The 23,572-nt window shown below is 69.5% G+C and carries 19 protein-coding genes and 1 pseudogene; 11 read left to right on the forward strand and 9 right to left on the reverse strand.

What is annotated here, in order from left to right; genetic code table 11:
- Positions 1-39 precede the first annotated feature (39 nt).
- Positions 40-885: a helix-turn-helix transcriptional regulator gene (locus ACWEN6_RS01300; protein WP_452568387.1), complete on the reverse strand. Its 846-nt coding sequence runs from the start codon at positions 883-885 to the stop codon at positions 40-42.
- A 60-nt stretch (positions 886-945) separates the two neighbouring features.
- On the opposite strand from ACWEN6_RS01300, the gene ACWEN6_RS01305 reads away from it, so the two are divergent.
- On the forward strand, positions 946-1,761 hold the full coding sequence (locus ACWEN6_RS01305; RefSeq protein ID WP_452568388.1) for a phytanoyl-CoA dioxygenase family protein: 816 nt from the start codon (positions 946-948) through the stop codon (positions 1,759-1,761).
- Entirely contained in the window at positions 1,758-2,069 is a 312-nt protein-coding gene (locus ACWEN6_RS01310; protein WP_354852443.1) for a hypothetical protein, read from the forward strand. The genes ACWEN6_RS01305 and ACWEN6_RS01310 overlap by 4 nt, the downstream gene beginning before the upstream one ends.
- A 40-nt stretch (positions 2,070-2,109) precedes the next feature.
- On the opposite strand, the gene ACWEN6_RS01315 is transcribed toward ACWEN6_RS01310, so the two are convergent.
- The 4 genes and pseudogenes from ACWEN6_RS01315 to ACWEN6_RS01330 all read right to left on the reverse strand — a co-directional run.
- Entirely contained in the window at positions 2,110-3,561 is a 1,452-nt protein-coding gene (locus ACWEN6_RS01315) for an endo-1,4-beta-xylanase (RefSeq protein WP_452568389.1), read from the reverse strand.
- A gap of 534 nt (positions 3,562-4,095) precedes the next feature.
- Positions 4,096-4,881 (reverse strand): beta-L-arabinofuranosidase domain-containing protein, encoded by a 786-nt coding sequence (locus tag ACWEN6_RS01320; RefSeq protein WP_452568390.1) that lies wholly within the window; start codon positions 4,879-4,881, stop codon positions 4,096-4,098.
- A 125-nt stretch (positions 4,882-5,006) separates the two neighbouring features.
- Positions 5,007-6,587, reverse strand: a complete 1,581-nt coding sequence (locus tag ACWEN6_RS01325; RefSeq protein ID WP_452568520.1) for a cellulase family glycosylhydrolase — start codon at positions 6,585-6,587, stop codon at positions 5,007-5,009.
- 216 nt (positions 6,588-6,803) lie between these two features.
- Positions 6,804-7,160 (reverse strand): annotated as a pseudogene (locus ACWEN6_RS01330) (cellulose binding domain-containing protein); the annotation flags it as partial.
- Between the two features lie 500 nt (positions 7,161-7,660).
- Between ACWEN6_RS01330 and ACWEN6_RS01335 the strand changes: the two are divergent.
- The 3 genes from ACWEN6_RS01335 (at position 7,661) to ACWEN6_RS01345 (ending at position 13,276) form a co-directional block, all read left to right on the forward strand.
- Positions 7,661-8,710 (forward strand): LacI family DNA-binding transcriptional regulator, encoded by a 1,050-nt coding sequence (locus ACWEN6_RS01335; RefSeq protein WP_452568391.1) that lies wholly within the window; start codon positions 7,661-7,663, stop codon positions 8,708-8,710.
- A gap of 384 nt (positions 8,711-9,094) precedes the next feature.
- Positions 9,095-11,134 carry a lectin gene (locus ACWEN6_RS01340; protein ID WP_452568392.1) on the forward strand — a complete coding sequence of 680 codons (2,040 nt, stop codon included), beginning with the start codon at positions 9,095-9,097 and terminating at the stop codon, positions 11,132-11,134.
- A gap of 87 nt (positions 11,135-11,221) precedes the next feature.
- Complete coding sequence (locus ACWEN6_RS01345; RefSeq protein WP_452568393.1) at positions 11,222-13,276, forward strand: cellulose binding domain-containing protein; 2,055 nt, start codon at positions 11,222-11,224, stop codon at positions 13,274-13,276.
- A gap of 237 nt (positions 13,277-13,513) precedes the next feature.
- Here ACWEN6_RS01345 and ACWEN6_RS01350 read toward each other — a convergent pair whose 3' ends face one another.
- Positions 13,514-14,527 (reverse strand): aldehyde dehydrogenase family protein, encoded by a 1,014-nt coding sequence (locus ACWEN6_RS01350; protein ID WP_452568394.1) that lies wholly within the window; start codon positions 14,525-14,527, stop codon positions 13,514-13,516.
- Between the two features lie 267 nt (positions 14,528-14,794).
- On the opposite strand from ACWEN6_RS01350, the gene ACWEN6_RS01355 reads away from it, so the two are divergent.
- The 6 genes from ACWEN6_RS01355 to ACWEN6_RS01380 all read left to right on the forward strand — a co-directional run bounded on the left by ACWEN6_RS01355 (position 14,795) and on the right by ACWEN6_RS01380 (position 21,432).
- The gene (locus tag ACWEN6_RS01355) at positions 14,795-15,007 is read left to right on the forward strand and encodes a hypothetical protein (protein ID WP_452568395.1); all 213 of its coding nucleotides are present in this window, start codon (positions 14,795-14,797) and stop codon (positions 15,005-15,007) included.
- A gap of 2 nt (positions 15,008-15,009) precedes the next feature.
- Complete coding sequence (gene trxA, locus ACWEN6_RS01360) at positions 15,010-15,459, forward strand: thioredoxin (RefSeq protein WP_452568396.1); 450 nt, start codon at positions 15,010-15,012, stop codon at positions 15,457-15,459.
- Entirely contained in the window at positions 15,443-16,423 is a 981-nt protein-coding gene (locus tag ACWEN6_RS01365; RefSeq protein WP_452568397.1) for a cyclic nucleotide-binding domain-containing protein, read from the forward strand. Before trxA ends, ACWEN6_RS01365 begins: the two co-directional genes overlap by 17 nt.
- Before the next feature lie 296 nt (positions 16,424-16,719).
- The gene (locus ACWEN6_RS01370; RefSeq protein WP_452568398.1) at positions 16,720-17,613 is read left to right on the forward strand and encodes an SRPBCC family protein; all 894 of its coding nucleotides are present in this window, start codon (positions 16,720-16,722) and stop codon (positions 17,611-17,613) included.
- Positions 17,610-18,779, forward strand: coding sequence for a zinc-dependent alcohol dehydrogenase (locus ACWEN6_RS01375; protein WP_452568399.1), 1,170 nt, complete (start codon positions 17,610-17,612; stop codon positions 18,777-18,779). The genes ACWEN6_RS01370 and ACWEN6_RS01375 overlap by 4 nt, the downstream gene beginning before the upstream one ends.
- 355 nt (positions 18,780-19,134) lie before the next feature.
- Positions 19,135-21,432 carry a SpoIIE family protein phosphatase gene (locus ACWEN6_RS01380; protein ID WP_452568400.1) on the forward strand — a complete coding sequence of 766 codons (2,298 nt, stop codon included), beginning with the start codon at positions 19,135-19,137 and terminating at the stop codon, positions 21,430-21,432.
- Between the two features lie 10 nt (positions 21,433-21,442).
- Here ACWEN6_RS01380 and ACWEN6_RS01385 read toward each other — a convergent pair whose 3' ends face one another.
- The 3 genes from ACWEN6_RS01385 to ACWEN6_RS01395 all read right to left on the reverse strand — a co-directional run bounded on the left by ACWEN6_RS01385 (position 21,443) and on the right by ACWEN6_RS01395 (position 23,524).
- The gene (locus ACWEN6_RS01385) at positions 21,443-22,135 is read right to left on the reverse strand and encodes a haloacid dehalogenase type II (RefSeq protein WP_452568401.1); all 693 of its coding nucleotides are present in this window, start codon (positions 22,133-22,135) and stop codon (positions 21,443-21,445) included.
- 228 nt (positions 22,136-22,363) lie between these two features.
- The gene (locus tag ACWEN6_RS01390; RefSeq protein ID WP_452568402.1) at positions 22,364-22,939 is read right to left on the reverse strand and encodes a hypothetical protein; all 576 of its coding nucleotides are present in this window, start codon (positions 22,937-22,939) and stop codon (positions 22,364-22,366) included.
- 108 nt (positions 22,940-23,047) lie between these two features.
- Positions 23,048-23,524, reverse strand: coding sequence for an N-acetyltransferase family protein (locus ACWEN6_RS01395; protein WP_452568403.1), 477 nt, complete (start codon positions 23,522-23,524; stop codon positions 23,048-23,050).
- Between the last annotated feature and the right edge of the window lie 48 nt (positions 23,525-23,572).

Genomic DNA, 23,572 nt, shown 5'->3' on the forward strand with positions numbered 1-23,572 from the left:
TCGGCGCGGCACGGCCTGCCGCGAGATGGCCAAGGCGGTCTAGCCAGGGTTGATCGGGGTACCGCCGATGACAGGCTGGGCGGCGCGGATGCTGCGCGGACCGGCCCCGAGTTCGCGGCGGCACGCCTTGTTGAACGCCTGCAGGTCGGGGATGCCGACGGAGAGCGCGACCGCGGGGATGGACAGAGTCGTGGCACGCAGGAAGTGGCGTGCCCGTTCCATGCGGCGGGCACGGAGGTATCCGACCACGGTCTCCCCCGTGGTGGCGCGGAACAGCCGGGTCAGGTGGTTGTGCGAGACGCCCGCGGCCTTCGCGATCTCCGCAACCGTCAGCGGCTCCGCCATCCGGGTCTCTATCAGCGACAGCGCCGTCGCGACCGCGCGGTGAACCGCCTGCGTGCTCCGGGCCTTCGGCGGGGCCAGATGGGCGACCCGCCACAGGGCGGCCCACACCTCGGCGGCCGCTCGTGCCGGAGTGTGCGGCCAGGCGGCCAACGCCTGACGAAGCTGCGCCGTGAGAGCGGCAAGCTCGGCACCCGCGTCCTGGATCACCGGGATGCGGGCCGGCGAGCCGGCCGGCTTCAGGCACAGATGCACGTAGAGGTGCTCGGAGCGCCCCCGGTAGTGATAACGCACCTGCGTGCCGGGCGGAATGAGGCTGACCCGGCCGGGACGGATCAGGTGTGCGGTGCCGTTCAGCGTCAGGTCCGCTTCATAGCTGTAAAGGTGCAACTGCCACAGATCCGGCAGCGAGAACACGTCCACGTGGCCCGCCGGGCCGTGTACGCCGATGCCGACGGCGGCGAGAGCGGGGGGCTCGTCGAGATGCGCGAGGACGGAGTGCACCGGCATGTTGTACCACGAGCCGCAGATGGTGAGAATCAACCACTTGAGGGTGAACAGGGCCCACCTGATGGGCCGTGGTTCGCGCCTAGAGTGGCGGCCATGAGGAACAGGCGAGCCCTGCTCAGCTCGGTCGAGATGGCGCGGTTCGTGGCGCGCGGGTCACTGCGCCTGGACGCGGTGGTGCCGGCGGAGATGAACGCCGAGGGACTGTCGGTGCTGGCGGACGACGTGCCGCAGGTGCCCTTCGGCACCCCCTTGTCCGAGGCTTACGCGGAAGGTTCGTTCGTCCGCCGACTGCTGAGGATTCCGCAGGTCGCGGGGGCGCTGCGCAGCCTGGTGGGCCCTGAGCCGACGGTGGACCACCACTTCGTGCACGTCCGCGAACCCGGCGGCGGGGACGCGCAGCCGCTGCACGGCGACGCCATCATCGACGTCCGGCCGGACGCCTTCGACGTGCAGCTCATGTACTACCCGCAGGCGGTGACGCTGGAGATGGGCGGAACCCTCAGTGTGCCCGGCAGTCACCTGCGCCGGATCAACGAATCCGACACCGGCCGCTATCAGAACCTGCGCGGCCAGGACCGGCTGGTCTGCCCCGCCGGCACGGTGGTGTTTCTGCACCACGGCCTGTGGCACGGCGGCCGGCGCAACTCCAGCGGCATCCCCCGCTACATGCTCAAGATCCGCTTCAACCCGACGGTGCGGCAACGGCGCCTGTGGGACACCTCGGACCTGGACGATCCGCGGGTCGTCGCGGAACTGGACGCGACGTTCCCCTGGTACGAGCCGGCGACGGGCCGGCTGGAGCGGTACAACCGCGTCCTGCTCTGGCGGTCGCTGACCGGCGACGACCGTTTCGACATCGACTACTGGGTGACCAGGGTCTCCAACCGCCCGGAAGAGGTCACGGCATGACGGACACGCCGACTCGCACCCCGGTGCTCCGGCAGCAGGTGCTGGTGCTGTATCTGGCCAACTCCGCCCTGGACTCCCATGTCGTCGGCTGGGCGCGGTACGACGGCACCGGCCGTACCTCTCCGACCACAGGCGACAGCGACGAGCCGCCGTACGAGTCGGGGATCGCGGCTCTGCTGGACGGCTGGCGGCTCATCCAGGCCGCCCAGCTGATCCCGCCCTACCCAGGCCACGAATACGATGTCTCCTTCCTCAAGCACGAGTTCTTCTTCGAACGGATCGTCGACGTCCACCCGCTTCCGGTCTGACCGGTCCCGCCGCGCTTTCCGCCGCCGGAGCGGGTCGGTGTCAGGGGCTGGTGCACGTAGCGGTGGGGGTGGCGGCCGTGCCGTTGGCGGTGAAGCCGAAGGTGGTGGAGGATCCCGCCGCGATGGTGCCGTTGTAGGAGGTGTTGCGGACCGTCACGGTGGAGCCCGACACGGTCTGGGTGCCGTTCCACAGGCTGCTGATGGTCTGTCCGCCGGGCCAGGTCCACTTCACGGTCCAGCCGTTGACCGGCGAACCGCCCGCACGGACGGTCACCGTGGACTGGAACCCGCCCGGCCAGCTGTTGGTGGTCTCGACCGTCGCCGAACACGCCCCCGGAACCGGCGTGGGAGTAGGAGTCGGCGTGGGCGTCGGGGTGGGAGTTGGCGTCGGGGTAGGGGTGGGGGTGGGAGTCGGCGTGGGGGTGGGGGTGGGGGTGGGGGTGCCGCTGTTGAGGGCGTTGAGGGCGGCGTTATAGGCGGGTTTGGGCTGGTAGCTGGCGTCCCACATCATGGGTGCGCCATAGCCGGGGAACGTGCCGGGAATCCAGGTGTGGCCGTCGTCCACGCCCCACTGGGAGACGCCCACGCAGCGGGGGACCGCCAGACAGGCGTTCACCACCGTGCCGTAGTCGGTGCCCTGTTGCTGCAGTTCAGAGTTGTCGGCCGGCATCTGGATGCGGTCGTCGAGCTCGGTGACGGCCACGTCGAGGCCCAGGGCGGCGAAGCGCTGCATGTTCGCCAGCAGGGACGAGGGGACCTGGCCTTCGATGAAGTGGCTCTCGAACCCGATGCCGTTCAGCGGCACGCCCTGGGCCAGCAGCGACTGCGCGAGCGAGTACATGCCGTTGCTCTTCGCGTTCATGCCCTCGATGTTGTAGTCGTTGATGTACAGCTTGGCGTTGGGGTCGGCCGTGTGCGCGGTGCGCAGCGCGTCGGCTATGTAGCCGTTGCCCATGGCTCTGGTGAAGACGTCCTGGCGCAGGGTGCCGTCCTCGTTGAACGGCTCGTTGACCACGTCCCAGGAGTACACCTTGCCCTTGTAGTGGGTGGCCTCGTTGGTGATGTGATTCTCCATCGCGCCCTGCACCTGGTTCGTCGCCAGGCCGCTCACCCAGGCGGGGAGCTGGGCATGCCACACCAGCGTGTGCCCGCGCACTCGCATGCCGTGCGACTGGGCGAAGGACACGATCTGGTCGCCCGCGCCGAAGTTGAACGAGTTACGGGAGGGTTCGGTGGCGTCCCACTTCATCTCGTTGCCCGGCGTGACCATGTCGAACTGCGCCGCCGCAAGAGCGATCTCGCTGCTGATGCCGAGGTCTCCCCGCGTCAGCGCGGTGCCGAAGTACCGGCCCTTCGCTTCGGCCGCCGCCTTCAACGTCGTCGCCGCCTCGGCGGGCACGACCGCGCCGATCATCACGACGGCGGTCGCGGCGACGACCGACGCGCCGGCCAGGCGGCGAGAGCCGGGCCGGCGAAAAGAGAATCTGCTCAAGGTGTCAGGCCTTTCCATTCTCGAACCGCCGAACCTCCGGCGACCGACTCGTTATAGAAGCCTTCGCCGGGGCGGCCCCGATTCTCGACTGAATGCTGTTAGCGCTAACAAATGGGTGCCGAGCACTCCATTCTTTCGGCCGGTGAAAGACGCCTGCCACCGGGCTGAAGAGGTCGGGCGTGAGCCGTCAGATGTTAAGAGGGGCGGATCGCGAGCGTCAACGTCGCCCTCTATTGCCGATGCCGAGGAAGTTCAGCCGAGCGACCCGGCTCCGTACCTCAGCCGGGAGATACGCCGGATATCTGCTCGTACACGTCCGCCCACAAGGCGTGAAATTTTCACCATGTGCGTCGGCCACCTCCCGGCGCCGGGGCTTTGAAATAGTTCTTGGAGCGTCCGACCAGGGGGGAACTGTATCGGTGGGCCGGCCGAGACGCCGGTGATCGCCGTGCCCCCTCACCGGGGGTCAGGTGGAGGTGATGGTCCAGAGGTTTTCGACGAGCTGCCATTGCAGTTGGTGCTGCCGTCGTAGTTTCACAGCTTGTGGTTGGAGCCGGAGGCGACGTTGCCGCCACTGTCCAGGACCAGCCCGTGGTGACGTTGGCGATCCGTGCCCAGCCAGTGGGGACGCCCGCTTGGGCCGCCGCCGGTGTTCCAGTAAACGTTGTAGTTCACGGTGTGGGCGTCGTAGAACGGGATCAAAGGGACGGTGGATCCGTTCGCGGTGGCCGTGAACGTCAGGGCCGTGCCGTTGGTCCGGGTCACGGACGCGGTGGCCAGGGCGGGCGGCGCGGACAGCGTGGTGGAACCGTAGTTCCCGGCCAGTACGACCGGCCCGTAGGTGACCGCGAGCGGGGTGAAGACGGCGGCGTGGTCGAACCGCTGCGCCGCCGTCATCCACCGGGCGTCACCGGTCTGCTGGTAGAGGTCCGCCAGCGCGGCGTTCATGCCGCCGAATTCGGTGTTGAGCACGGCCTGCATCTGCGAGGCGCTGAGCCGGCCGGTGCGCCAGTCGACCCAGCCCGCCATGTTCGTGGCCACGGTGAGAGCTTGGGCGTTCCCGGCCAGCGCATACTGGTCGAGCAGGCCCGCCAAGATCTTGTGCAGGGTGTACCACGGAGCCCAGACCGTCTGGCCGCTCTCAAGCCGGTCGAAGAAGTTCTCCGGGAACGCCGACAGATAGCCCGCGTGGTAGCCGCGCCCGGGCGAGGCCGCCTGGCAGCTCGCGAGCGCGTTGACCATGTGGTCGCCCTTGCTCTTGTACGCCGAGTCGCCCGTGATCGCGTATGCCTGGGCGAGGGCGGTCAGCACCGCGTCCACTGCTGGTTGGGTTGGCCGTTGCAGTCCCACGCTCGCAAGAGCCCTCCCCCGTGCCGGCGCGGAATCCCGACCGGGTTCGGCGGGTGCCGTGCCCGCATGGCCACGGCACCCGCTCGTGCGGATCGTCAGCTGGTGCCGCCGGTCACGGTGGTGCCGGATTTGGTGATGTAGTACGTGAGCTGCTTTCCACTCCAGAAGTGGAAGGTGAGGGTGACGCGGCCGTCGTTGACCTCGGCGAAGAATTCGGGCTTGAGAAGGATGGTGCCGGCGCTGTAGTCGGGCTGGAAAGAGCTCCAGGACTCCTTGTACGACGTCCAGTTGGCCGGTCCGGCCCCGCTGCCGTCGGCGTACTTGGCCTCCATGGTGGCGAGCTGGTCACCGCGGAACTGGGTGGGAATCGCGAAGGACGATGTCGTTCCGGTGGCGGCGGTCTGCGTGGGGGTGTCGGAGGAGATGATGCTGATCTGCCACGGCGCGCCCTGGGAGAAACGGGCCTCGATCGTGGCGTTCACCCCGTACGCCCGGTTACCGGCGAGCCGGGTGAGCGCCGCGGACGTGAGCGTCAGCGTCGTGCCCGACACGGTGTAGTCGGTGCCCTGGGCCAGAGCGGTGCTGCCCTGCCGCAACCCCTGGAACGTGGTGCCGTTGAGGTTGAGCGTGAGCGTCCGGCTCGGGATCGTGCCGGTGTGGGGCACGTACACTTGGTCGGAGGAGGCGGTGCCGGAGCGGGTGGTCCAGCTCGCCTTCATCATGTCGAACACGCCCTGGTCCCGCCATCGCAACTGGTTCCTGTCCAGGAACGAGCCCGCGTCCCAGAGCATGGTGGTGAGGTTGCGTGTGCGGGCGTTGTACCCCACGGCCTCGATGTACTTCAGGAATTCGCCGCGCTCGATGATGCCCGGGCGGGTGTAGTCATAGCTGAGCAGTGCCCACTCCCCGATGATCACCGGGATGCCGCGGGAGACGAACGTGGTGCGGACCCGGTCGAACGAAGCGGTCAGGTCCTGCTCGACGTTGCTGTCGTACGTGGTGCCGCCGGCGATGTTCACGCTGAACGGCCACCAGCCGTAGAAGTGGACCGTCGCGGCGAGGTTGGGATCATGAAGAGCGGTGAAGGTGGAGCTCAGCGCGTCCAGGCGGGGCTGTTCGCTGCTGGTGTGCAGCGTGGGCAGCACCAGGACACGGGTGGCGTTGGCTCCGCCGGTCTGGCGTACGAGGCGGACGAACGCGGTGTTGAGCGTGTTGGTCAGCTGATCGCCCTGGGCGTCGTCGGACGTGCCGGCGAACTGCGGCTCGTTGATGCTCTCGAACAGCAGCTTCGGGGAGTAGTCGCGGAAGGTGCCGGCGATCTGGCGCCACAGGGCGGAGTAGCGGTTCATCACCGTTGTGGAGTCGGTGGGGTAGGTGTTGATCCACTGCCAGGAGTCGTGGTGCAGGTTGATCAGCACGTAGAGGCCCTCGGCCAGAGACCAGTCGACGACCTGACGGACGCGGCTCAGCCACGCCGAGTCGATGGTGTAGTCGGGCGCCGCGCCGTGGTGGTTGCTCCACGTGATCGGGATCCGGATGCTCTTGTACCCCTGGGAGCGCACCTGGTGGAGCATGGCCTGCGTGGTGAGCGGGTTGCCCCACGAGGTCTCGTCCGGGATGGCGTCGAAGGTGTTGCCGAGATTCCAGCCGGGCTGCATGGCGGCCACGGTGGCCATCGCGTCACCCGGCTGCGGCGAGGGTGATGGACTCGGCGATGGCGATGGCGACGGACTGGGCGAAGGTGACGGCGATGGTGACGGACTGGGCGACGGCGTAGCCGACGGTGACGGACTGGGCGAGGGCGACGGTGAGGGGCTGGCCACTCCGCCGGTGCACTTCACCCCGTTCAGCGTGAAGGACGTCGGCGCGGTGTTGGCGCTGGACCACGACCCGTTGAAGCCGAACGGGACCGTCGCGTTGGTGGCGATGGTCGCGTTCCAGCTCACATTCGCCGCGGTGACCTGCGCTCCGGAGGAGGTGACCGTCGCGTTCCACGCCTGGGTGACCTGCTGGCCCGAGGGGAAGGTCCACGCGAGCTTCCAGCCGTTGATGGGATCACCCAGGTTGTTAACGCTAACATTCGCGGTGAATCCGCCTGGCCACTGTGATGAGACGGTGTAGGTGACGCCGCAGCCCGCGGCGGCGTTCGCGCTCACGGCCGTCATCAGCCCCGTCGGCACGATCGCGGTCAGCGCGGCGAGGACCGCGCCGATCCGCAGGCGGACCCCCCGTAAGCTGTGCAGTTTCATTGCTCTCCCTCGATGGCGTCAGCCTTCAACGGCGCCGATCGGCGGTCCTTCGATGAGGAGCGGTCGACTCCAACCGCCGAACCACCTTGAGTATGGAAAGTTCCTGGCCAGATATCCAGAAACATAAAGTAGGGGTCGACCATGTCTCCGTCCACCCGCCATCGGCGCCGTCGACCTACACGAGTGACCCGGAAACCTGAATCCTCCACCTGGCCCGACCGTCGATCGGTCGGATGACTCGATGACCATTGCCTTTGTGGTCGATGTCGGCTCCGGGGCCGTTGGATGTGCAGAAAGTTCTGCGCTGAGTCTCCCTGAATGTTTCAAAGCCACTGTGCGCATGACGGTCGGCCCGCGTCCCACCTCGCCCCGGCCGGCCGACCGGGGCCGATCCTCGACCTGAACGCGCAAGTCGCCGTCGCGGGTGACGGGTTATCCTTGCGCCGTGAACGGGCCTTCGCGCGGTGCTGACCGCGGGGGCGATGACGAAAGGGGCCAGGTTGTCCTACGCCGAGTCAGGCGGACCCGTCAGCGACCCGGAGCACCAGAAAGGCGACCCGACCCGCCCCGTGACCATCTCCTACATCGCGGAGACGGCCGGAGTCTCGATCCCGACCGTGTCCAAGGTCATCAACGGCCGTCCCGGCGTGGCCGCCGACACCCGCGCCCGTGTCGAGGCGCTGGTCAGCGAGTACGGCTACCGCAAGAGCAACCGCAGGAACGTGATGGAGCTCGTCTTCGGTGAGCTCGAGGACATGTGGGGCATGGAGATCATCCGCGGCGTCGAGCGGGTGGCCCGTGAACAGCGCGTCGGAGTCGTGCTGACCGAGTTCGGGCCGCCGCAGGATCCGGCGGGACATCCGATCGGCGACACGCTGGCCCGTCGCCCGGCCTGCGTCGTCACGGTCGCCCAACTGTCGCAGGAGCAGCGTGACGAGTTGCAGGCCAAGGACATCCCGTTCGTGGTCTTCGACCCCACGATCGAACTGCCGGACGGCGTCCCGTACGTCGGCGCGACCAACTGGGCGGGAGGCCGGTCGGCGACCCGCCATCTCGTACAACTGGGACACCGCCGCATAGCGATGATCGCCGGACATGACCGAATCCTGTGTTGCCGGGCCCGGCTGGACGGCTATCGCTCGGCCCTTGAGGCCGCGGGCCTGTCCGTGGACACCGACCTCGTCGTACGCGCCGAGCTGACGACACAGGGCGGGCGTGTGGCCGCGCTCGGCCTGCTGAGCGGCCCTGAGCGGCCCACTGCGATCTTCGCCTGCAACGACCTGCAGGCGCTCGGCGTCTACCAGGCCGCCCGCGAGCTGGGGCTGCGGATACCGGCGGACGTGAGCGTGGTGGGCTTCGACGACCTGCCCGTCGCCGCGCTCGTCGATCCTCCGCTGACCACCGTCCATCAGCCGCTCACCGAGATGGCCGCCGCCGCCACCGAGTTGGCGCTCGCGCTGGGGCGTGGTGAGGAGACGCCGCAGACCGGCCTCGAGCTGGCCACGACCCTGATGGTTCGGGAGAGCACCTCCTCGCCGGCCGGTCAGTGACCGGCCGGCCCGGCTTCACCGGGCTCAGGGCGCATCGAGCTGAAACTTTCAGATCGCTGACCGCGAAAATTTCTGTCGAATCGGGGAGCTCCGACCGTCCCTGAGCCGTGAAGCGCCACTGTGGCGCGCCACTTCGGCCGCGCCGGGCGACGACCGCACCGCAGCGGGATTCCTTGACACCATGGCGGTCCGCGGTGATCGTGGCGCCGAACGCCATCGAATCGATTGCGTGAGGCGCGCTCGCGTCCATGACCGCCCGTGCCTGCCGTACCGCAGGCCTCTCCTCGGCTCACCTCCCAGGGCTCACCTCCGGGCCCACCGAACATCCGCGCGTCGAAGAAAGGACCACACATGTGGACTGCGGATCGGCGTACGTTCGCGCCGATGATGCGCACTGTTGTCAGAAGAGCGCTCAGTGTGATGTCGGTTCTCGGCCTGGTCGCGGTCGCCCTGGCGCCGGCCGACGCGTCCTACGCCGCTACGGTGCAGGTCGCGCCGGTGTCGGCGTCGGACTCACCCGCGACGATCATCGCGAAGGCCGCCGATGTCGTGCCGGCGCCGCGCCAGCTGGCCTGGCAGCGGCTGGAGCAGTACAACTTCCTCCACTTCGGAATCAACACCTTCACCGGCAGAGAGTGGGGCACCGGCACCGAGGACCCCAACGCCTTCCAGCCCACCGGTCTCAACACCGACCAGTGGGCCGCCTCGATCAAGAACGCCGGGTTCAAGGGGGCGATCCTCACGGCCAAGCACCACGACGGTTTTCTGCTCTTCCCCTCCAAGTACAGCAACTTCGGCGTGGCGTCGTCCTCCTGGTCGGGCCGACAGGGTGATGTGGTCAGGAGCTTCACCGATTCCATGCACAAGTACGGGCTGAAGGCCGGTCTGTACGTGTCGCCCGCCGACCTGCACGAGAACCTGTCCGGCGGGCGCTTCGCCAACGGCAGCGCCTCCAGGCAGGTGACGATTCCTTCCGACCCCTCGGAGGTCGTCAACGGAGTGACGTTCCGCTTCAATTCCGACGACTACAACGCCTACTTCGAGAACACCCTGTACGAGCTGCTGACCCGCTACGGCGGCATCGACGAACTGTGGTGGGACGGCGCCAATCCGACCGGCCGCAACCAGCCCTACAACTTCAAGGACTGGGCCACCATGGTCCGCACGCTGCAGCCCAACGCGGTCATGGAGAACGACGGCGGGCCGGACGTGCGCTGGGTCGGCAACGAGAACGGCTACGCGCGCACCTCGGAATGGTCGATCGTGCCCGCCGCCGGCGATCCCGCGACCGGCGCCGACTCGGTGCTGGGCGTGCCCGGCGGCAACGGCGCCAGTGACCTCGGCAGCGACAGCGTGCTGTCCCAGCGCAAAGCCGACGGGACCAGCGCGTGGAACATGCTGCGATGGTTCCCCGGAGAGTGCAACGGCACCCTGTCGGCGCGCCACAACTGGTTCTGGCAGCCCGGCGAGACCTGGAGACCCCCGAGCGAGCTGCTCGAGATGTACTACGCGTCGGTGGGACGCAATTGCAACATGCTGCTGAACCTCTCCCCGAATCGGCAGGGGCTGCTGGACCAGACGGCGGTGGACACCCTGACCCAGTTCGGCGCCATCGTGTCCTCCACCTTCGCCACCAATCTCGCGAGCGGTGCCGGCGCGGCCAACGACAGCGGCACCTCCGCCACCACCGGGCACACCCCCGACCTGGCGGTGAACGGCGACCTCGACAGCTCCTGGCAGTCGACCGGGACCACCGGCGCGCTGGTGCTCACCCTGCCCTCCTCGCGGACCTTCGATGTCATCTCCACCCAGGAGGACCTGCGCATCGGCCAGCGCACGAGGTCGTTCGCCGTGGACTCCTGGAACGGCACCGCCTGGACCCAGATCGCGGCCGACACCACGATCGGCCACAAGAAGCTGATCCGCCTGACGGCCCCAGTCACCACCAGCCGGGTGCGGCTGCGCATCACCGGCTCCCGGGCCGCCCCCGGCATCGCCGAGTTCGGCCTGTACCTCCGGCCCGCCGGCAGCACACCGTCCACCTCCACCATCCGGGGCGTGGCGTCGGGCCGGTGCCTGGACGTCAACGGCGCCTCCCAGACCAACGGCACACAGATGCAAATCTGGGACTGCAACGGCGGCGCCAACCAGCAATGGGCGGCCACCAACGCGAACGAGCTGCGGGTCTACGGCAACAAGTGCCTGGACGTCAACGGCGCCGGCACCGCCGACGGAACCAGCGTCATCATCTGGGACTGCAACGGCCAGAACAACCAGAAGTGGCGCCTCAACTCCGACGGCACCATCACCGCCGTCGGCGCTAACAAGTGCCTGGACGTCTCCGGCTCCGGCACCGCCAACGGCACCAAGGTCCAGATCTGGTCGTGCACCGGCCAGAACAACCAGAAGTGGACACGCTCCTGATCACATGACCGGCGGCCCGACTCCAGGAAGCGAGAACCCGTGAACCTGTCATCACTCCGCGGGTGCCGACGGCGGCGCGGAATCGCCGTGGGCGTCGCCGCGGCCCTCGCCGGCGCCATCCTCGCGGTCCCCGGGACGGCGGCCCAGGCGGCGACGCCGGCCGTCAACGTCACCGTCAACGCCCGCGAAGGGCTCGGCACCGTGCCCGGCACTGCGTACGGCCTCAACCAGGCCGTATGGGACGGGAACATGAACACCGAGGCATCAGCGGACCTCCTCGGCGCGGCCGGTGTGCAGATGATGCGCTATCCCGGTGGTTCCTACGGGGACGGCTTCCACTGGCGGACCAGCACCGTTTCGGGAGGCGGGTGGGTGGCGCCGGGAACCGGCTTCGACTCCTTCATGGGCACGGTCAACGCCATCGGCGCGCAGGCGATCCTCATCGCCAACTACGGCTCCGGCACGCCGCAGGAGGCCGCCGACTGGGTGAGGTACGCCAACCTCACCAAGGGCTACGGCGTGAAGTACTGGGAGATCGGCAACGAGGTCTTCGGCAACGGCTACTACGGCGCCGACTGGGAGCTCGACTACCACGACGCCAAAGGACCGGCGGCGTACGCGAACAACCTCGTGCAGTACGCCCGGGCGATGAAGGCGGTCGACCCCACGATCAAGATCGGAGCGGTGGTCACGGACCCGGGCAACTGGCCCGACGGGGTCGTGGCGACCGGCGACGCCGCGGCGTGGAACCAGACGGTCCTGTCGATCGCGGGACCGTACATCGACTTCGCGATCGTGCATTACTACCCCAACCACACCACCGCCGCGGACGTCCTCCAGCAGGTGCGGCTGCTTCCCGGTGAGCTGGAGCAGATCCGGCGGCAGATCGACCAGTACGCCGGCCCGAAGGGCCCGGACATCGGCATCGCGCTGACCGAGACCTCCTCCAACTACCAATCGGACACGCAGGTCGGCGGCCTGTTCACCGCCGACGTCTACTTCACCGCGCTGGAGAACGGCGTCTTCACGGTGGACTACTGGGACACCCGCAACGGCATGGGCGAGGTCAGCACCGCGCCCGACGGGACGACGTCGTACGGCGACGGGGGCCTGATATCGAGCGGCAACTGCAACGGCGACAACGTCTGCGAACCGCCGCTGAACACGCCGTTCGCGCCCTACCATGCGCTGCGGATGCTCAGCAAGGTGGCGCTGCCCGGCGACACGCTGGTCAAGGCCGGCTCGGACAACGGGCTCATCTCCGTGCACGCGGCCCGCAACGCCGACGGCGGCCTCAGCGTCGAACTGGTCAACCAGGACCCCGGCAACGCCTACACCGCCCACCTCGACTACGACGGCTGGACGCCGAGCGGCGCCACACCCACCGTCCACACCCTGGGCTCCGGGTACACCGCGATCGCCACCTCCAAGCAGGGCACCGCGAACACGCAGGTCATCCGGCCGTACTCGATCGTCACCCTCAAGCTCACGCCATCGGCCACCAACCCCGTGGACACCGCGCTGACCGCGCCCGGCGATCCGACCGCCGGCGACATCACCGCGAACACCGCGACGATCTCGTGGAAGCCGTCCAACGGCGGCGACGTCATCCGGTACGCCGTCTACCGGCAGTTCGGCACCAACAGCGTCCTGCTGGGGGAGTCGACCTCGACCTCGTTCACCGCGCGCAACCTGGTCCCGGGCACCTCGTACACGCTCAACGTGCTCGCCACCGGCCAGAAGGGCCATCTCTCGACGCCCTCGAAACCGGTCACCTTCGTGACGGGCACGCCGCGGGACAGCACCTGCGCCGTCACCTACAACGTCGCCACGGGCTGGGGGAGCGGTTTCGTGGCGAACATCAGCGTCACCAACACCGGGCCCGCCCCCATCACGGGATGGACGCTGGCCTTCACCTTCCCCGTCACCACCGAGTCCCTCTCCGACAGCACATGGAACGCCGTCTTCGCCAAGAACGGCCAGAACGTGGTCGTCACCCCCACCGGCTCGAACACCTATCTCGCCCCGAACGGCGGCAACACGGTCGGCTTCGGATTCGTCGGCAACCAGACCGGAGCCAACCCACCGCCCGCCTCCTTCACCCTGAACGGGACCGTCTGCGCCACGACCTACTCCTACTGAGGCGCACCGGGGGCGCGGCCGGACGGCGGCGCCCCCGACCGGACGTGAGAGGGCGGAGGAAGACTCCGGCCGCGGTCGAGATGCGGCCTTCACCGAACCGGAGGTGTTCGGTCGCACGCGATAACGGGACGGCCGCCCGTGACCGGCGAATCGAGATCGATAGGTGCTACTACGACGGCACTCTCCGTCGGGCCCGGCGCGTCTTCGATCTTGGGTAGCGCTCGTGGCCCGGCATGCTCATGGCGCGGCGTCGAGCGGAACGATGTCGATCAGCTTTTTGTTGACGAACTCCTGGATGCCGAGCCAGGACAGCTCCCGCCCGTAACCGGACCGCTTGATGCCACCGAACGGCAACTCGGGCGCGGTCCAGGTGGGATGGTTGATGAAGACCATGCCGCTGTCGATGCGGTGGGCGATCTTCTTGCCGTGCTCGATGTCGGAGGTGAAGACCGCGCCGCCGAGCCCGAAGCCGGTGTCGTTGGCGATGGCGATCGCCTCGTCCTCGTCCCGGACGCTGAAGAACATCGCCACTGGGCCGAAGAGCTCCTGGCCGTAGACGGGGTTGTCGCGGCTGACGTCGGTGAGGATCGTCGGCTGGACGAACGCTCCGGTCTCCGGCACCGGGGGGCCGACCTGGGTTGCCCGGGCACCGTGCTCGACCGCCTCGGCCACCTGCGCCTTCAGCTTGTCGGCGGCCGACTGGGACGACATCGGCGGCAGGGTGGTCCGCTCGTCCATCGGGTCCCCGGCGACCAATCCGCTTATGGCCGCGGTGAACTCCTCGAGGAACTTGTCGGCGATCTGCTCGTGGATGAGGAGCCGCTTGGTGGCCACGCAGGACTGCCCGCAGTTGTTGAGGCGGCCCCACACGGCCCAGTGGACCGTCGGACCCAGATCGGCGTCGGGCAAGGCGATCAGCGGGTCGCTGCCGCCCAGTTCGAGGGTGGTCTTCTTGACCGTCTTGCCGGCGCGTGTGGCGATGACACTGCCCGCCTGCTCGCTGCCGGTCAGGGCCACCCCCATCACGCGCGGATCGTCGATCACCTTCCCGACCTGTTCCTTGGTGATGAAAAGGTTGGTGTAGACGCCGTCCGGCGCACCGGCCTCGCGGTAGAGATCCTCGAAGGCCAGCGCGGAGCGGGGAACGCCCGACGCGTGCTTGACCATGACGACGTTGCCCGTCATGACGTTGGGTACCGCGAATCGCGCCAGCTGGTAGTACGGGAAGTTCCACTCTCGGGCCGGCAACATCGCCTGTGAGCCGGCCCTCGCCTGCCGCCTTTGTTGTTTGATTCGAAAATGGGTATTTGGGGGTTTCGGGGGAGCGATCCGGGCCCATTGACTGGATGCAGAGGTCGGGGGGCTGCTCTTTGGGCTGTGGTTGACGGCGCGTGACCGAGATCGAGCGCGGCCTGATTCGGGGCGCGATCGGCTACGCCATGCAGCGCAGACGCTGGTGTCGCTGTCCGCGGTCGTGGGCGGGCAGCTACGAGATCTTGGTGAACCCGGAGTCGGCCGATGAGGCCCGGCATGTGTTGCGGGCGCTTCATCGCCGAGCAGGGCTACGACCCCGTCTACGGCGCACGGCCGCTGCGCCGCTTCATCGCCCGCGAGGTCGAGGCCCGTGCCGCCCGCGCCCTGGTCGCCGGCGACGCTCTCGACGGCGCGGTCATCCGCGTCGGAATGACCGGCGGCGCACTCTCGGTGACCTATGAGAATCCGGAGGTCTGACCATGCGGTCACAGACCAAGAACGCGAGCGTCGTCCCATGCCCGAAATGCGGGCGGAAGAACCGGTTGCCCAGTGCTGCGGCGGGGATCCCGCAGTGCGGCTACTGCCATCAGCCGCTTCCCTGGGTCACCGAGGCCGGGGACGGTGACTTTGGCGAGGTCGTCGAGGCGGCCCGGATTCCGGTGGTCGTCGACTTCTGGGCACCCTGGTGCGGGCCGTGCCGCATGGTCAGCCCGGCGCTGGAGCAGGTCGCGGCCGATCTGGCCGGTCGCCTGAAGCTGGTGAAGGTGAACGTGGACGAAGCGCCCCGGCTCTCGGAACGCTTCACCGTACAGGCCATCCCGACGCTTGTCGTGATCGCTCAGGGCCGGGTCCTCAGCCGGCGATCGGGCGCGGCGCCGGCGCCGGCTCCCGCCCTGCGCGAATGGGTGGACCATGCGCTGGCCGCCTGAGCTCTGCGAGACGCCGGACCCGCAAGGGGCTTACCCGCGGCTGAGCAACGCGCAGCTCCAGGCGCTGGCCCCGCACGGCGAGCGGCGCCGGGTCCACCAGGATGAGGTTCTGTACGCGGAGGGCCTTCCGTGCGCCGAGTTCTTCGCGGTCCTGGCCGGCAAGGTGGCGACGGTCGAGGGATTCGGAGTCGACGATCAGGTGATCGGCTTCCACGGGGCAGGCCGGTTCCTGGGAGAGCTCAACGTGCTCACCGGCCAGGTGGGCTTCGTCACCGGCGTGGTGGCCGAGGACGGCGAGGTCCTCGCCGTGCCGGCGGATGCGCTGCGCCGCCTGGTCGCCGGGGATCCGGCACTCGGCGACCTCATTCTGCGGGCCTACCTCATCCGCCGCACGATGCTCATCGGACTGGGGGCCGGCTTCCGCGTCATCGGCTCCCGCTTCTCGGCCGACTCCCGGCGGCTGCGGGAGTTCGCGGCACGCAACCGGCTGCCGCACCGGTGGATCGACCTGGAGCAGGACCAGGAGGCAGAGCGGTTCCTGCGGAGCATGGGCGTCACTCCGGAGGAGACCCCGGTCGTGATCTGGCGTGGCGAGACGGTGCTCCGCAACCCGAGCAACGCGGAGCTTGCCCGGGCGATCGGGCTCCCCGCACCACGGGTACAGGAGGAGACCCACTGCGACCTGCTGGTCATCGGGGCCGGGCCGGCGGGGCTGGCGGCGGCGGTCTACGGGGCGTCGGAGGGCCTCGCGACGATGGTCCTGGACAATGTCGCGACGGGCGGCCAGGCGGGCACCTCCTCACGGATCGAGAACTACCTCGGCTTCCCGTCCGGGATCTACGGCGGTGAGCTGGCGGAGCGGGCGGCGATCCAGGCCGGCAAGTTCAGCCAGCTTGGTGGCGAACTCGTCTTCAATGATCGCTCATCATCCGCGGGCGAGGGACGGCCGTCGCCCGGCGACTGAGAATTCGATGTCGCCACCCGTTCGGCGTGGCTGTCGGGCGGTCTGCTGGCATCCGTCGGTCACTCCGCTGACGGTGGTCCGTCGCCGGTTCCGTGCCGCCTGCCGCGAGGGCGGGGCAGGGCGCGGGATGTACGGCCCGTCGTGGACGGTCATCCAGGTGACGTGCGATTTCGTGCCTGGATCCGCTGGTGTCATCGGTTTTGTCAGGGGTACGGGACAGACAAGGCGGGGGCGTCAGCAGGCCGAGGGGCCGCCCGCGGCGTGTCCACGTACCACCGGCACCTGTGTCAGGACTCATGATGACCGACGAACTCGCCCGTGCGCTGGGGTGGGCCAGCCTCGCGCTCGGTACGGCGCAACTAGTGGCGCCCAGGGCCGTGACCCGCCTGTGCGGCGTCGACGACGCGCCCGGGGCCACGACCGTCGCCAGGCTCGTCGGCGGGCGCGAGCTCCTGCACGCCGCGCTGCTGCTCGGCGCCAAGAACCCCGCCCAGTGGGCGTGGACCAGGGTCGCCGGCGACACGATGGACCTCGGCGTCCTCGGCAGGGCCGCCGCCAACCGCACGGGCACTCGCCGCACCCGCGCGCTGTGCGCGCTCGGCGCGGTCGCCGGGATCTCCGCTGTCGACGCCGTCTGCGCCCGGCGCGGAACCGCCAAGGCCAAGGGCCCGCTGAAGGTGCACGCCTCCATCACCATCAACAAGCCGCGCGAGGAGGTCTACCGCTTCTGGCGGGAGCTGGAGAACCTGCCCTCCTTCATGGTCCACCTGGACTCGGTGCGCTCCCTCGACCAGCGCCGCTCCCGCTGGAGGGCCAAGGGCCCGGTGGTCGACCTGGAGTGGGAGTCCGAGATCATCGACGAGCGGGCCGGCGACCTCATCGCCTGGCGGTCCGTGCCCGGCACCGGCGTCTCCACCGCCGGCCTGGTGAGCTTCACCGACGGGCCCGGCGGGCGCGGCACCGTCGTGGACGTCTCGCTGGAGTACGGCATGCACGGGCGCAAGCTCGCCGCCGCCGTCGCCCGGATGTGCGGCGAGCACCCCGAGCAGCAGATCCGCGACGACCTGCGCCGCTTCAAGCAGGTCATGGAGACCGGCGAGGTGGTCCGCTCCGAGGGCAGCCCCGAGGGCCACCGCGCCCTGCGCCAGCTCCGCCAGCGTCCCGCACAGCCGATCGGAGGACGGGCATGAAGGCCAACGTGTGGGCGGGCCGTAACCACCTGGAGGTCCGCGACGTCCCCGACCCGCAGATCCTCAACGCGCGCGACGCGATCGTCCGCGTCACCTCCACCGCGATCTGCGGCTCCGACCTGCACCTCGTGGACGGGTACATCCCGACCGTCAAGAAGGGCGACGTGCTCGGCCACGAGTTCATGGGCGAGGTCGTCGAGGTCGGCTCCGGCGTGAGGGACCTGCGCCCCGGCGATCGCGTCGTGGTGCCGTTCCCGATCGCCTGCGGCGCCTGCTTCGCCTGTGAGGACGGCCTCTACTCCGTGTGCGAGAACTCCAATCCCAACGCCGGGATGGCCGAGAAGCTGATGGGTCACGCGCCCGCGGGCATCTTCGGTTACTCCCACATGCTGGGCGGCTTCCCCGGCGGGCAGGCCGAGTACGCCCGCGTCCCGTTCGCCGACGTCGGTCCCGTCAAGATCGAGGACGGCTTGCCGGACGAGAAGGTCCTGTTCCTGTCGGACATCTTCCCGACGGGCTTCATGGGCGCGGAGATGTGCGACATCAAGCCGGGCCAGACGATCGCGATCTGGGGCGCGGGGCCGGTCGGGCAGCTCGCCGCGGCCAGCGCGTTCCTGCTCGGCGCGGACCGGGTCATCGTCATCGACCGGTTCCCGTACCGGCTCAGGCGGGCCCAGCAGACCGGCGCCGAGATCCTCGACTACGAGAAGGTGAACGTGCTGGACGCGCTGCGCGACATGACGGGCGGGCGTGGCCCGGACGCCTGCATCGACGCCGTCGGCATGGAGGCCCACCACCCGACCCCGGCCATGTACGCCTACGACCGCGGCAAGCAGGCCGCCCGGATGGAGACCGAGCGCCCCTACGCGCTGCGCGAGGCCATCATGGCCTGCCGCAACGGCGGCGTGGTCTCCGTCATCGGCGTCTACGGCGGGTTCGTGGACAAGTTCCCGATGGGCGCCGTCATGAACCGGTCCCTGACCATCCGCACCGGCCAGTGCCACGTGCAGCGCCACACAAAGCCGCTGCTGGACCGGATCCGCGTGGGCGAGATCGACCCGAGCTTCGTCATCTCGCACCGGATGCCGCTCAGCGAGGCGCCACGCGCGTTCGAGCTGTTCAAGAACAAGCAGGACGAGTGCAACAAGGTGGTCCTCACTCCGTAGCGCATGAATTCGTCGCCCAGAGCCACTTCCATTCGATCGCCGCCGGGGTCAGGAGGCCATCGGAGGGGGCGGAAAAAGGCTCTGACGGACTCCGGGCATCTCCTCCGGGCCGCCGGTGGGCGGCGTCGTAGCATGGAACGTATGGGAGCACGACTCGCAGGCGCCTGACCTCGACGGACGCGTGTCCCGCCGTCAAGGCGGAAGGCGGTGTGAGAGCCCCTGGCGAAGCCGGCCATGCGCAACGGGGTCGGCCGACCGCGAGTCGGCGCGATGACAGGCGTCCCCGGGGTGGCTGGAGGAAAGCACACGATCGCCGTTGTCGGAGACGCCGGCAGGACGTGACGGAGGCCTGCGGATGAGCGGGATGGTCGTGCGAGACGCCCGCGAGGACGGGCCCGTTGAGATCCCGGGCGATCTGGCGGCGGCACTGCATCCTGCCGTGTGCGAGGCCGCCGACCGGCTGAAGGCCGTCGCGGCGGCCGTCTACCTCCTGACGGCCGACGGCGCCGAACTCAAGGCCGCGATGATCGGCGGCAGCCCCCCGTCGATCTTCACGCTCCCGGGCCGCATGGCGCTCGACGCTCCTTACGCCTCCGCACGGGCCCTGTCCGACGGGACGGTGGCGGTCCTGGCCGATCCGGATCCGCGGGCCGAGGACCGTCCGGGGGTCACGCCCTATCCGTACACCGTGGCAGCGGCCCCCCTCTGGGCAGGAGAGCACCGCTTCGGCACCCTGACGGTTCTCCGGCCCGAGGACAGAGGCGGCTACGCCGACGAAGATCGCGCGGCGCTCAAGACGATCGGCGACCGGCTCGCCGTCGTCCTCGACGCCCTCGACGCCCGTCGCGTGCCGATCACACCCGGGCACCTGCCCGTGCTCGTCCCCGTGTTCGACGCGGCGAGGGCCCAGCCGTATCCGGCGAACGCCAGTGAGGCCGCCCCGGGCGCCGAGTCGCCGGCCGGATCGGCCGGCCTCGCCGTCTGGGGAGTGCCGGGGGTCCCCGGATCGGCCGGCCTGAGCCTCATGTATCCGCTGCAGCGGCTGGCCGACATGCTGAACCGGGCGACCACCATGGATCACGTCGTCGGAGCGGCACGGTTCTGCGTCATGTCGCCGTTCCACGCCCGAGCCATGGTGCTGGCCTCGGTGGGCGACGGGCGCCTGTGGGTCATCGGGCACAGCGGTGACTCCTCCGACCTCGTGCACGAGCTCCACGGCTCAGGGCTGCACGGGCACACGCCCGCCGCCCAGGCGGTCGCGGGACGCGCGCTCTTCGTCTCGGGTGACCCGGACCGGCCGGTCGCCGTCGCCGACGGCCTCGGTGACGGGATGTGCACCGCCGCCTACCTTCCGCTCATCGGGAGCAGACATGTCATCGACGTGCCGTTCACCGGGAGCGACCACGTGGTCGGCGTCTGCTGCCTGTCCTTCGGCGGACCTCGGCGCTTCGCACCCGAGGAGAGGGCCGTCCTCACCATGATGGCCGGGCGGCTGGGCTCGGCCGTCGAACGCATCGAACTGACCAGGAAGCGGCAGGCGTACGCCGAGTGCCTGCAGAAGAGGCTGCTCCCGCCCGTACTGCCGGACGTGCCGAGACTCACCACCACGGCCCGCTACCAGCCCGCCGCCGCCACTTCCGAGGTGGGTGGCGACTGGTACGACCTGATCGAATCGCCGGACGAGCGCGTCGTGCTGGTCATCGGTGACGTGGAAGGCCACACCTTGGAGAGCGCCGCGGTCATGGGCCAGCTGCGCAGCGCGGTGGCGGCGTACGCGACGGAGGGCCACGGGCCGGCGGCGCTCCTCGAGCGGACCGGCGCGCTTCTCTCCCGGCTGGGCACCGACCTCCTCGCCACCTGCTGCGTCGTCGCCCTGGACACGGCGGACGGCCACGCCGAGGTGGCGCTCGCCGGCCATCCGGCACCGCTCCTGCGCTGCTCCGACGGGGTCGTCCACACCCTGGAGGCCCCGGCCAACGTGCCGCTCGGAGTGGCCGCGCCGACTCCGTACCGTGCGCGGGAGCACACGCTGGCGGCGGGGTCGGTGCTCATGCTGTACTCGGACGGGCTGGTCGACCCGCGCGTCGAGGATCCCGGTGACGGTGCGGCCGCGACGTTCCGTTCCGCCGCCCTCGATGCGGGCGCCGATCTCGAGAAGCTGGCCGACCGCCTCCTCGCCGAGGCACCCGATCCGCGGCGCCGCCGCGACGACGCGGCACTGCTCCTGGCCCGCTACGAAGGCGCCGAAGACGTGCCCCGCACAGGTCACCTGCACATCGAGGCACGCGACCTGCGGGGGGCAAAGGAGGTGCGGGGCCTCGTGCATGACCTGCTGTGCCGGTGGGGCCTGACGGAGGTGTCGGAGGACCTGCAGCTCGTCACCTCCGAGGTCGTCACCAACGCGCTCATCCACGCGGGCACCGACGTCGACGTGCGGCTGCGCGCGTTCGCCGATCGCGTCCGCCTCGAAGTACGTGACTCCGACAGCGATCCACCGGTGCCTTCCCCCTTCTCCCTGTCCGAGGAAGGCAGCGCTGAGGCGGAGCACGGACGCGGCCTGTTCCTGGTGGACGCGCTGGCCGGCGCGTGGAACAGCTCGCCGAGCGGGCGCGGTAAGACGGTCTGGCTGGAGATCGCCATCCCGGCCTCGTGACGGGCGGATCCTAAGCCCACCGGCCCGCGAGGGTCACGAGATCGGGCGCGGTCACCCGCGGGGTGGTCATCATGCCCGGATAGGGCAGACCGCGCCGGTTCAGCCACGCCCCGGTCAGGCCGGCGCGCTGGGCGCCGTCGATGTCCCAGGGGTGCACGGCGATCAGGGCCGCCTGGTCCGGCCGGACGCCGGTCGCGCCGACCGCGTACTCGTACGCGGCCCGGGCCGGCTTCCAGGCGCGGGGAGCGCTGACGTCCAGTCGCGCCTCCACCAGGTCGAGCAGCCCCTCGCGGGCGAGGACGCCCTCGGTCATCGCCGCGGCGCCGTTGGTCATGGTGAACAGCCGGATGCCGCTCTCGTGCAGCAGGCGCATCCCCTCAGGGATGTCGGGATGCACCCGCAACCGCCTGAACGCGCCGAGCACGTGATCGACCGCCGCGCCGGGGTCGACGTCGCCGTCCGCGGCACCCCTGCTCACGAGCAGTTCCTTGAGCACCTCGGCGGCGATGGCGGCGAAGTCGGCGTATCCCCCGGCCACGGTGAGCGCGAATCCGTCGCGCAGCACGCTCGCGAACCAGGTGTCCATCGAATCACGGGGAAGGCCGGCCTCCTCGAACCGGTCGCGCAGCGGCTCCATGTCGGTGAGGGTCTCGTTCACATCGAAGATCACTGCCTGTGGCCTGGTCACGGACGGCTCGGTCATGATCTCTCCTCGAAGGTCGAAGACGACGTGGTCACGCGCGTAGCAGAGCGAGCGCGGCCGTGACGGCGGCGCGCCGGCAGGGAGGCGTCCACTGGTCGGATGCCCGACTCCCGTTGAGGCCGCCACACGCGGACACCGGCAACGCCGCTGCCAGGGCGACGATCGCCACGCGGGCTCCGCGGGTCGGGATCATGCGACCAGACTAGAGACAGGAACAGCGCGGAAACCTCACGCGCCGATGACAACACCGGCGGCAGCCCTGCGACGCCATCCGCAAGCCGGTCCGGCGCATCGACACCATGTCCCTTCGAAGAGGCGCTGCCGGCTGCGGGCGGCCTGGGGGCGCCGGCGGAGAACGGCCTGCCGACGGCCGCGGGGCGTTCTTCCCCATGGTTTGTAGATCGATAGGACGGTCGCCGCGGCCAGCAGGGCGAAAGCGGCGAGGTCGCCGGCGATGAGCAGCTCGCGGACCGGGTGAGCGTCGGCGGCGTGGACGAGGGCCTGGCCGGTCCACTCGTGCAGGAAGAAGAAGCCGTTGGCCATGGCCAGCAAGACCAGACCGAGCTTGGCGACGACCCAGTGGTACCTCAGCACGCCCCAATTGCTGGACAGCCCGCCGACGATGCCGCTGACCAAGGTGAGCAGCGCGGCCGGGATGACGACCCCGTCGTCGAGCACGGTCATCATCTGGTAGCCGCCCCTGGTGATGGCCGGATCCTCGGTGTTCCGCAGCACGATTCCCAGGATGATCATGGCGGCGGCGATGCCGAGCCAACCGACGGAGACGGCGACGTGCACGAGCAACACGCCTTGCGTAGCCGGGGCCGCCGCAGGAACCCTCGACCGGAATGTTCATCAGACATGGACGCCAGCATGCGGCCGCCCGGTCGTCGCCGTCGTCACGTGTGGCGCTCACTCGCGTGTCTTCCGCATGATGAGCGGGGTCATGGCGCGCTCGGGGAGGTAGGCCACCTCTCGCCATCCCCTTTTCCGGCAGAGGCCGAGGGCCGCCGTGGCGGCCGGATGGGTGGCCAGCCAGCGTGGTCCGCCGCACGCGACCGCCAGCAGGGAGTCGTGCAGACGGGTGCCGATGCCCTGTCCTCGCGTCTCGGGCAGTACGGCCAGCTCCTTGAGGGTGAAGTCGTCCGCGCTCGGATGCCCCGCCAGGGCGGCGAGGCGGGAGGCCAGGTGCCCGTAGGCGAAGCCGCACACCTGTTCGCCGTCCACGGCGAGGGCGAGCACGAAGCCCGGTTGGTGCAGGTCGACCAGCATGCGGACCGCTACGCTGCGGGCGAAGCTGTGCGGTTCACGCCAGGGTGCTCCGGTGAACACCCGGCCGCCCACTTCGGCCACCATCGATTGGTAGGTCGTGGCCTGTGACCCGCTCACCAGACGAATGTGCGGAGGCGCGGCGCCCGATCGCCCGGCTGGATAGCG

The organism is Sphaerisporangium sp. NPDC004334, from assembly GCF_053602655.1.

What these genes read in the sequence shown, in the direction of transcription:
- ACWEN6_RS01305 (WP_452568388.1), top strand. Translation starts at nt 946, where the DNA reads ATGAGGAACAGGCGAGCCCTGCTCAGCTCGGTCGAGATGGCGCGGTTC.
- ACWEN6_RS01310 (WP_354852443.1), top strand. Translation starts at nt 1,758, where the DNA reads ATGACGGACACGCCGACTCGCACCCCGGTGCTCCGGCAGCAGGTGCTG.
- ACWEN6_RS01325 (WP_452568520.1), bottom strand. Translation starts at nt 6,587, where the DNA reads ATGGCCACCGTGGCCGCCATGCAGCCCGGCTGGAATCTCGGCAACACC.
- ACWEN6_RS01340 (WP_452568392.1), top strand. Translation starts at nt 9,095, where the DNA reads ATGATGCGCACTGTTGTCAGAAGAGCGCTCAGTGTGATGTCGGTTCTC.
- ACWEN6_RS01350 (WP_452568394.1), bottom strand. Translation starts at nt 14,527, where the DNA reads ATGTTGCCGGCCCGAGAGTGGAACTTCCCGTACTACCAGCTGGCGCGA.
- ACWEN6_RS01355 (WP_452568395.1), top strand. Translation starts at nt 14,795, where the DNA reads ATGAGGCCCGGCATGTGTTGCGGGCGCTTCATCGCCGAGCAGGGCTAC.
- trxA (WP_452568396.1), top strand. Translation starts at nt 15,010, where the DNA reads ATGCGGTCACAGACCAAGAACGCGAGCGTCGTCCCATGCCCGAAATGC.
- ACWEN6_RS01365 (WP_452568397.1), top strand. Translation starts at nt 15,443, where the DNA reads ATGCGCTGGCCGCCTGAGCTCTGCGAGACGCCGGACCCGCAAGGGGCT.
- ACWEN6_RS01370 (WP_452568398.1), top strand. Translation starts at nt 16,720, where the DNA reads ATGATGACCGACGAACTCGCCCGTGCGCTGGGGTGGGCCAGCCTCGCG.
- ACWEN6_RS01375 (WP_452568399.1), top strand. Translation starts at nt 17,610, where the DNA reads ATGAAGGCCAACGTGTGGGCGGGCCGTAACCACCTGGAGGTCCGCGAC.
- ACWEN6_RS01380 (WP_452568400.1), top strand. Translation starts at nt 19,135, where the DNA reads ATGAGCGGGATGGTCGTGCGAGACGCCCGCGAGGACGGGCCCGTTGAG.
- ACWEN6_RS01385 (WP_452568401.1), bottom strand. Translation starts at nt 22,135, where the DNA reads ATGACCGAGCCGTCCGTGACCAGGCCACAGGCAGTGATCTTCGATGTG.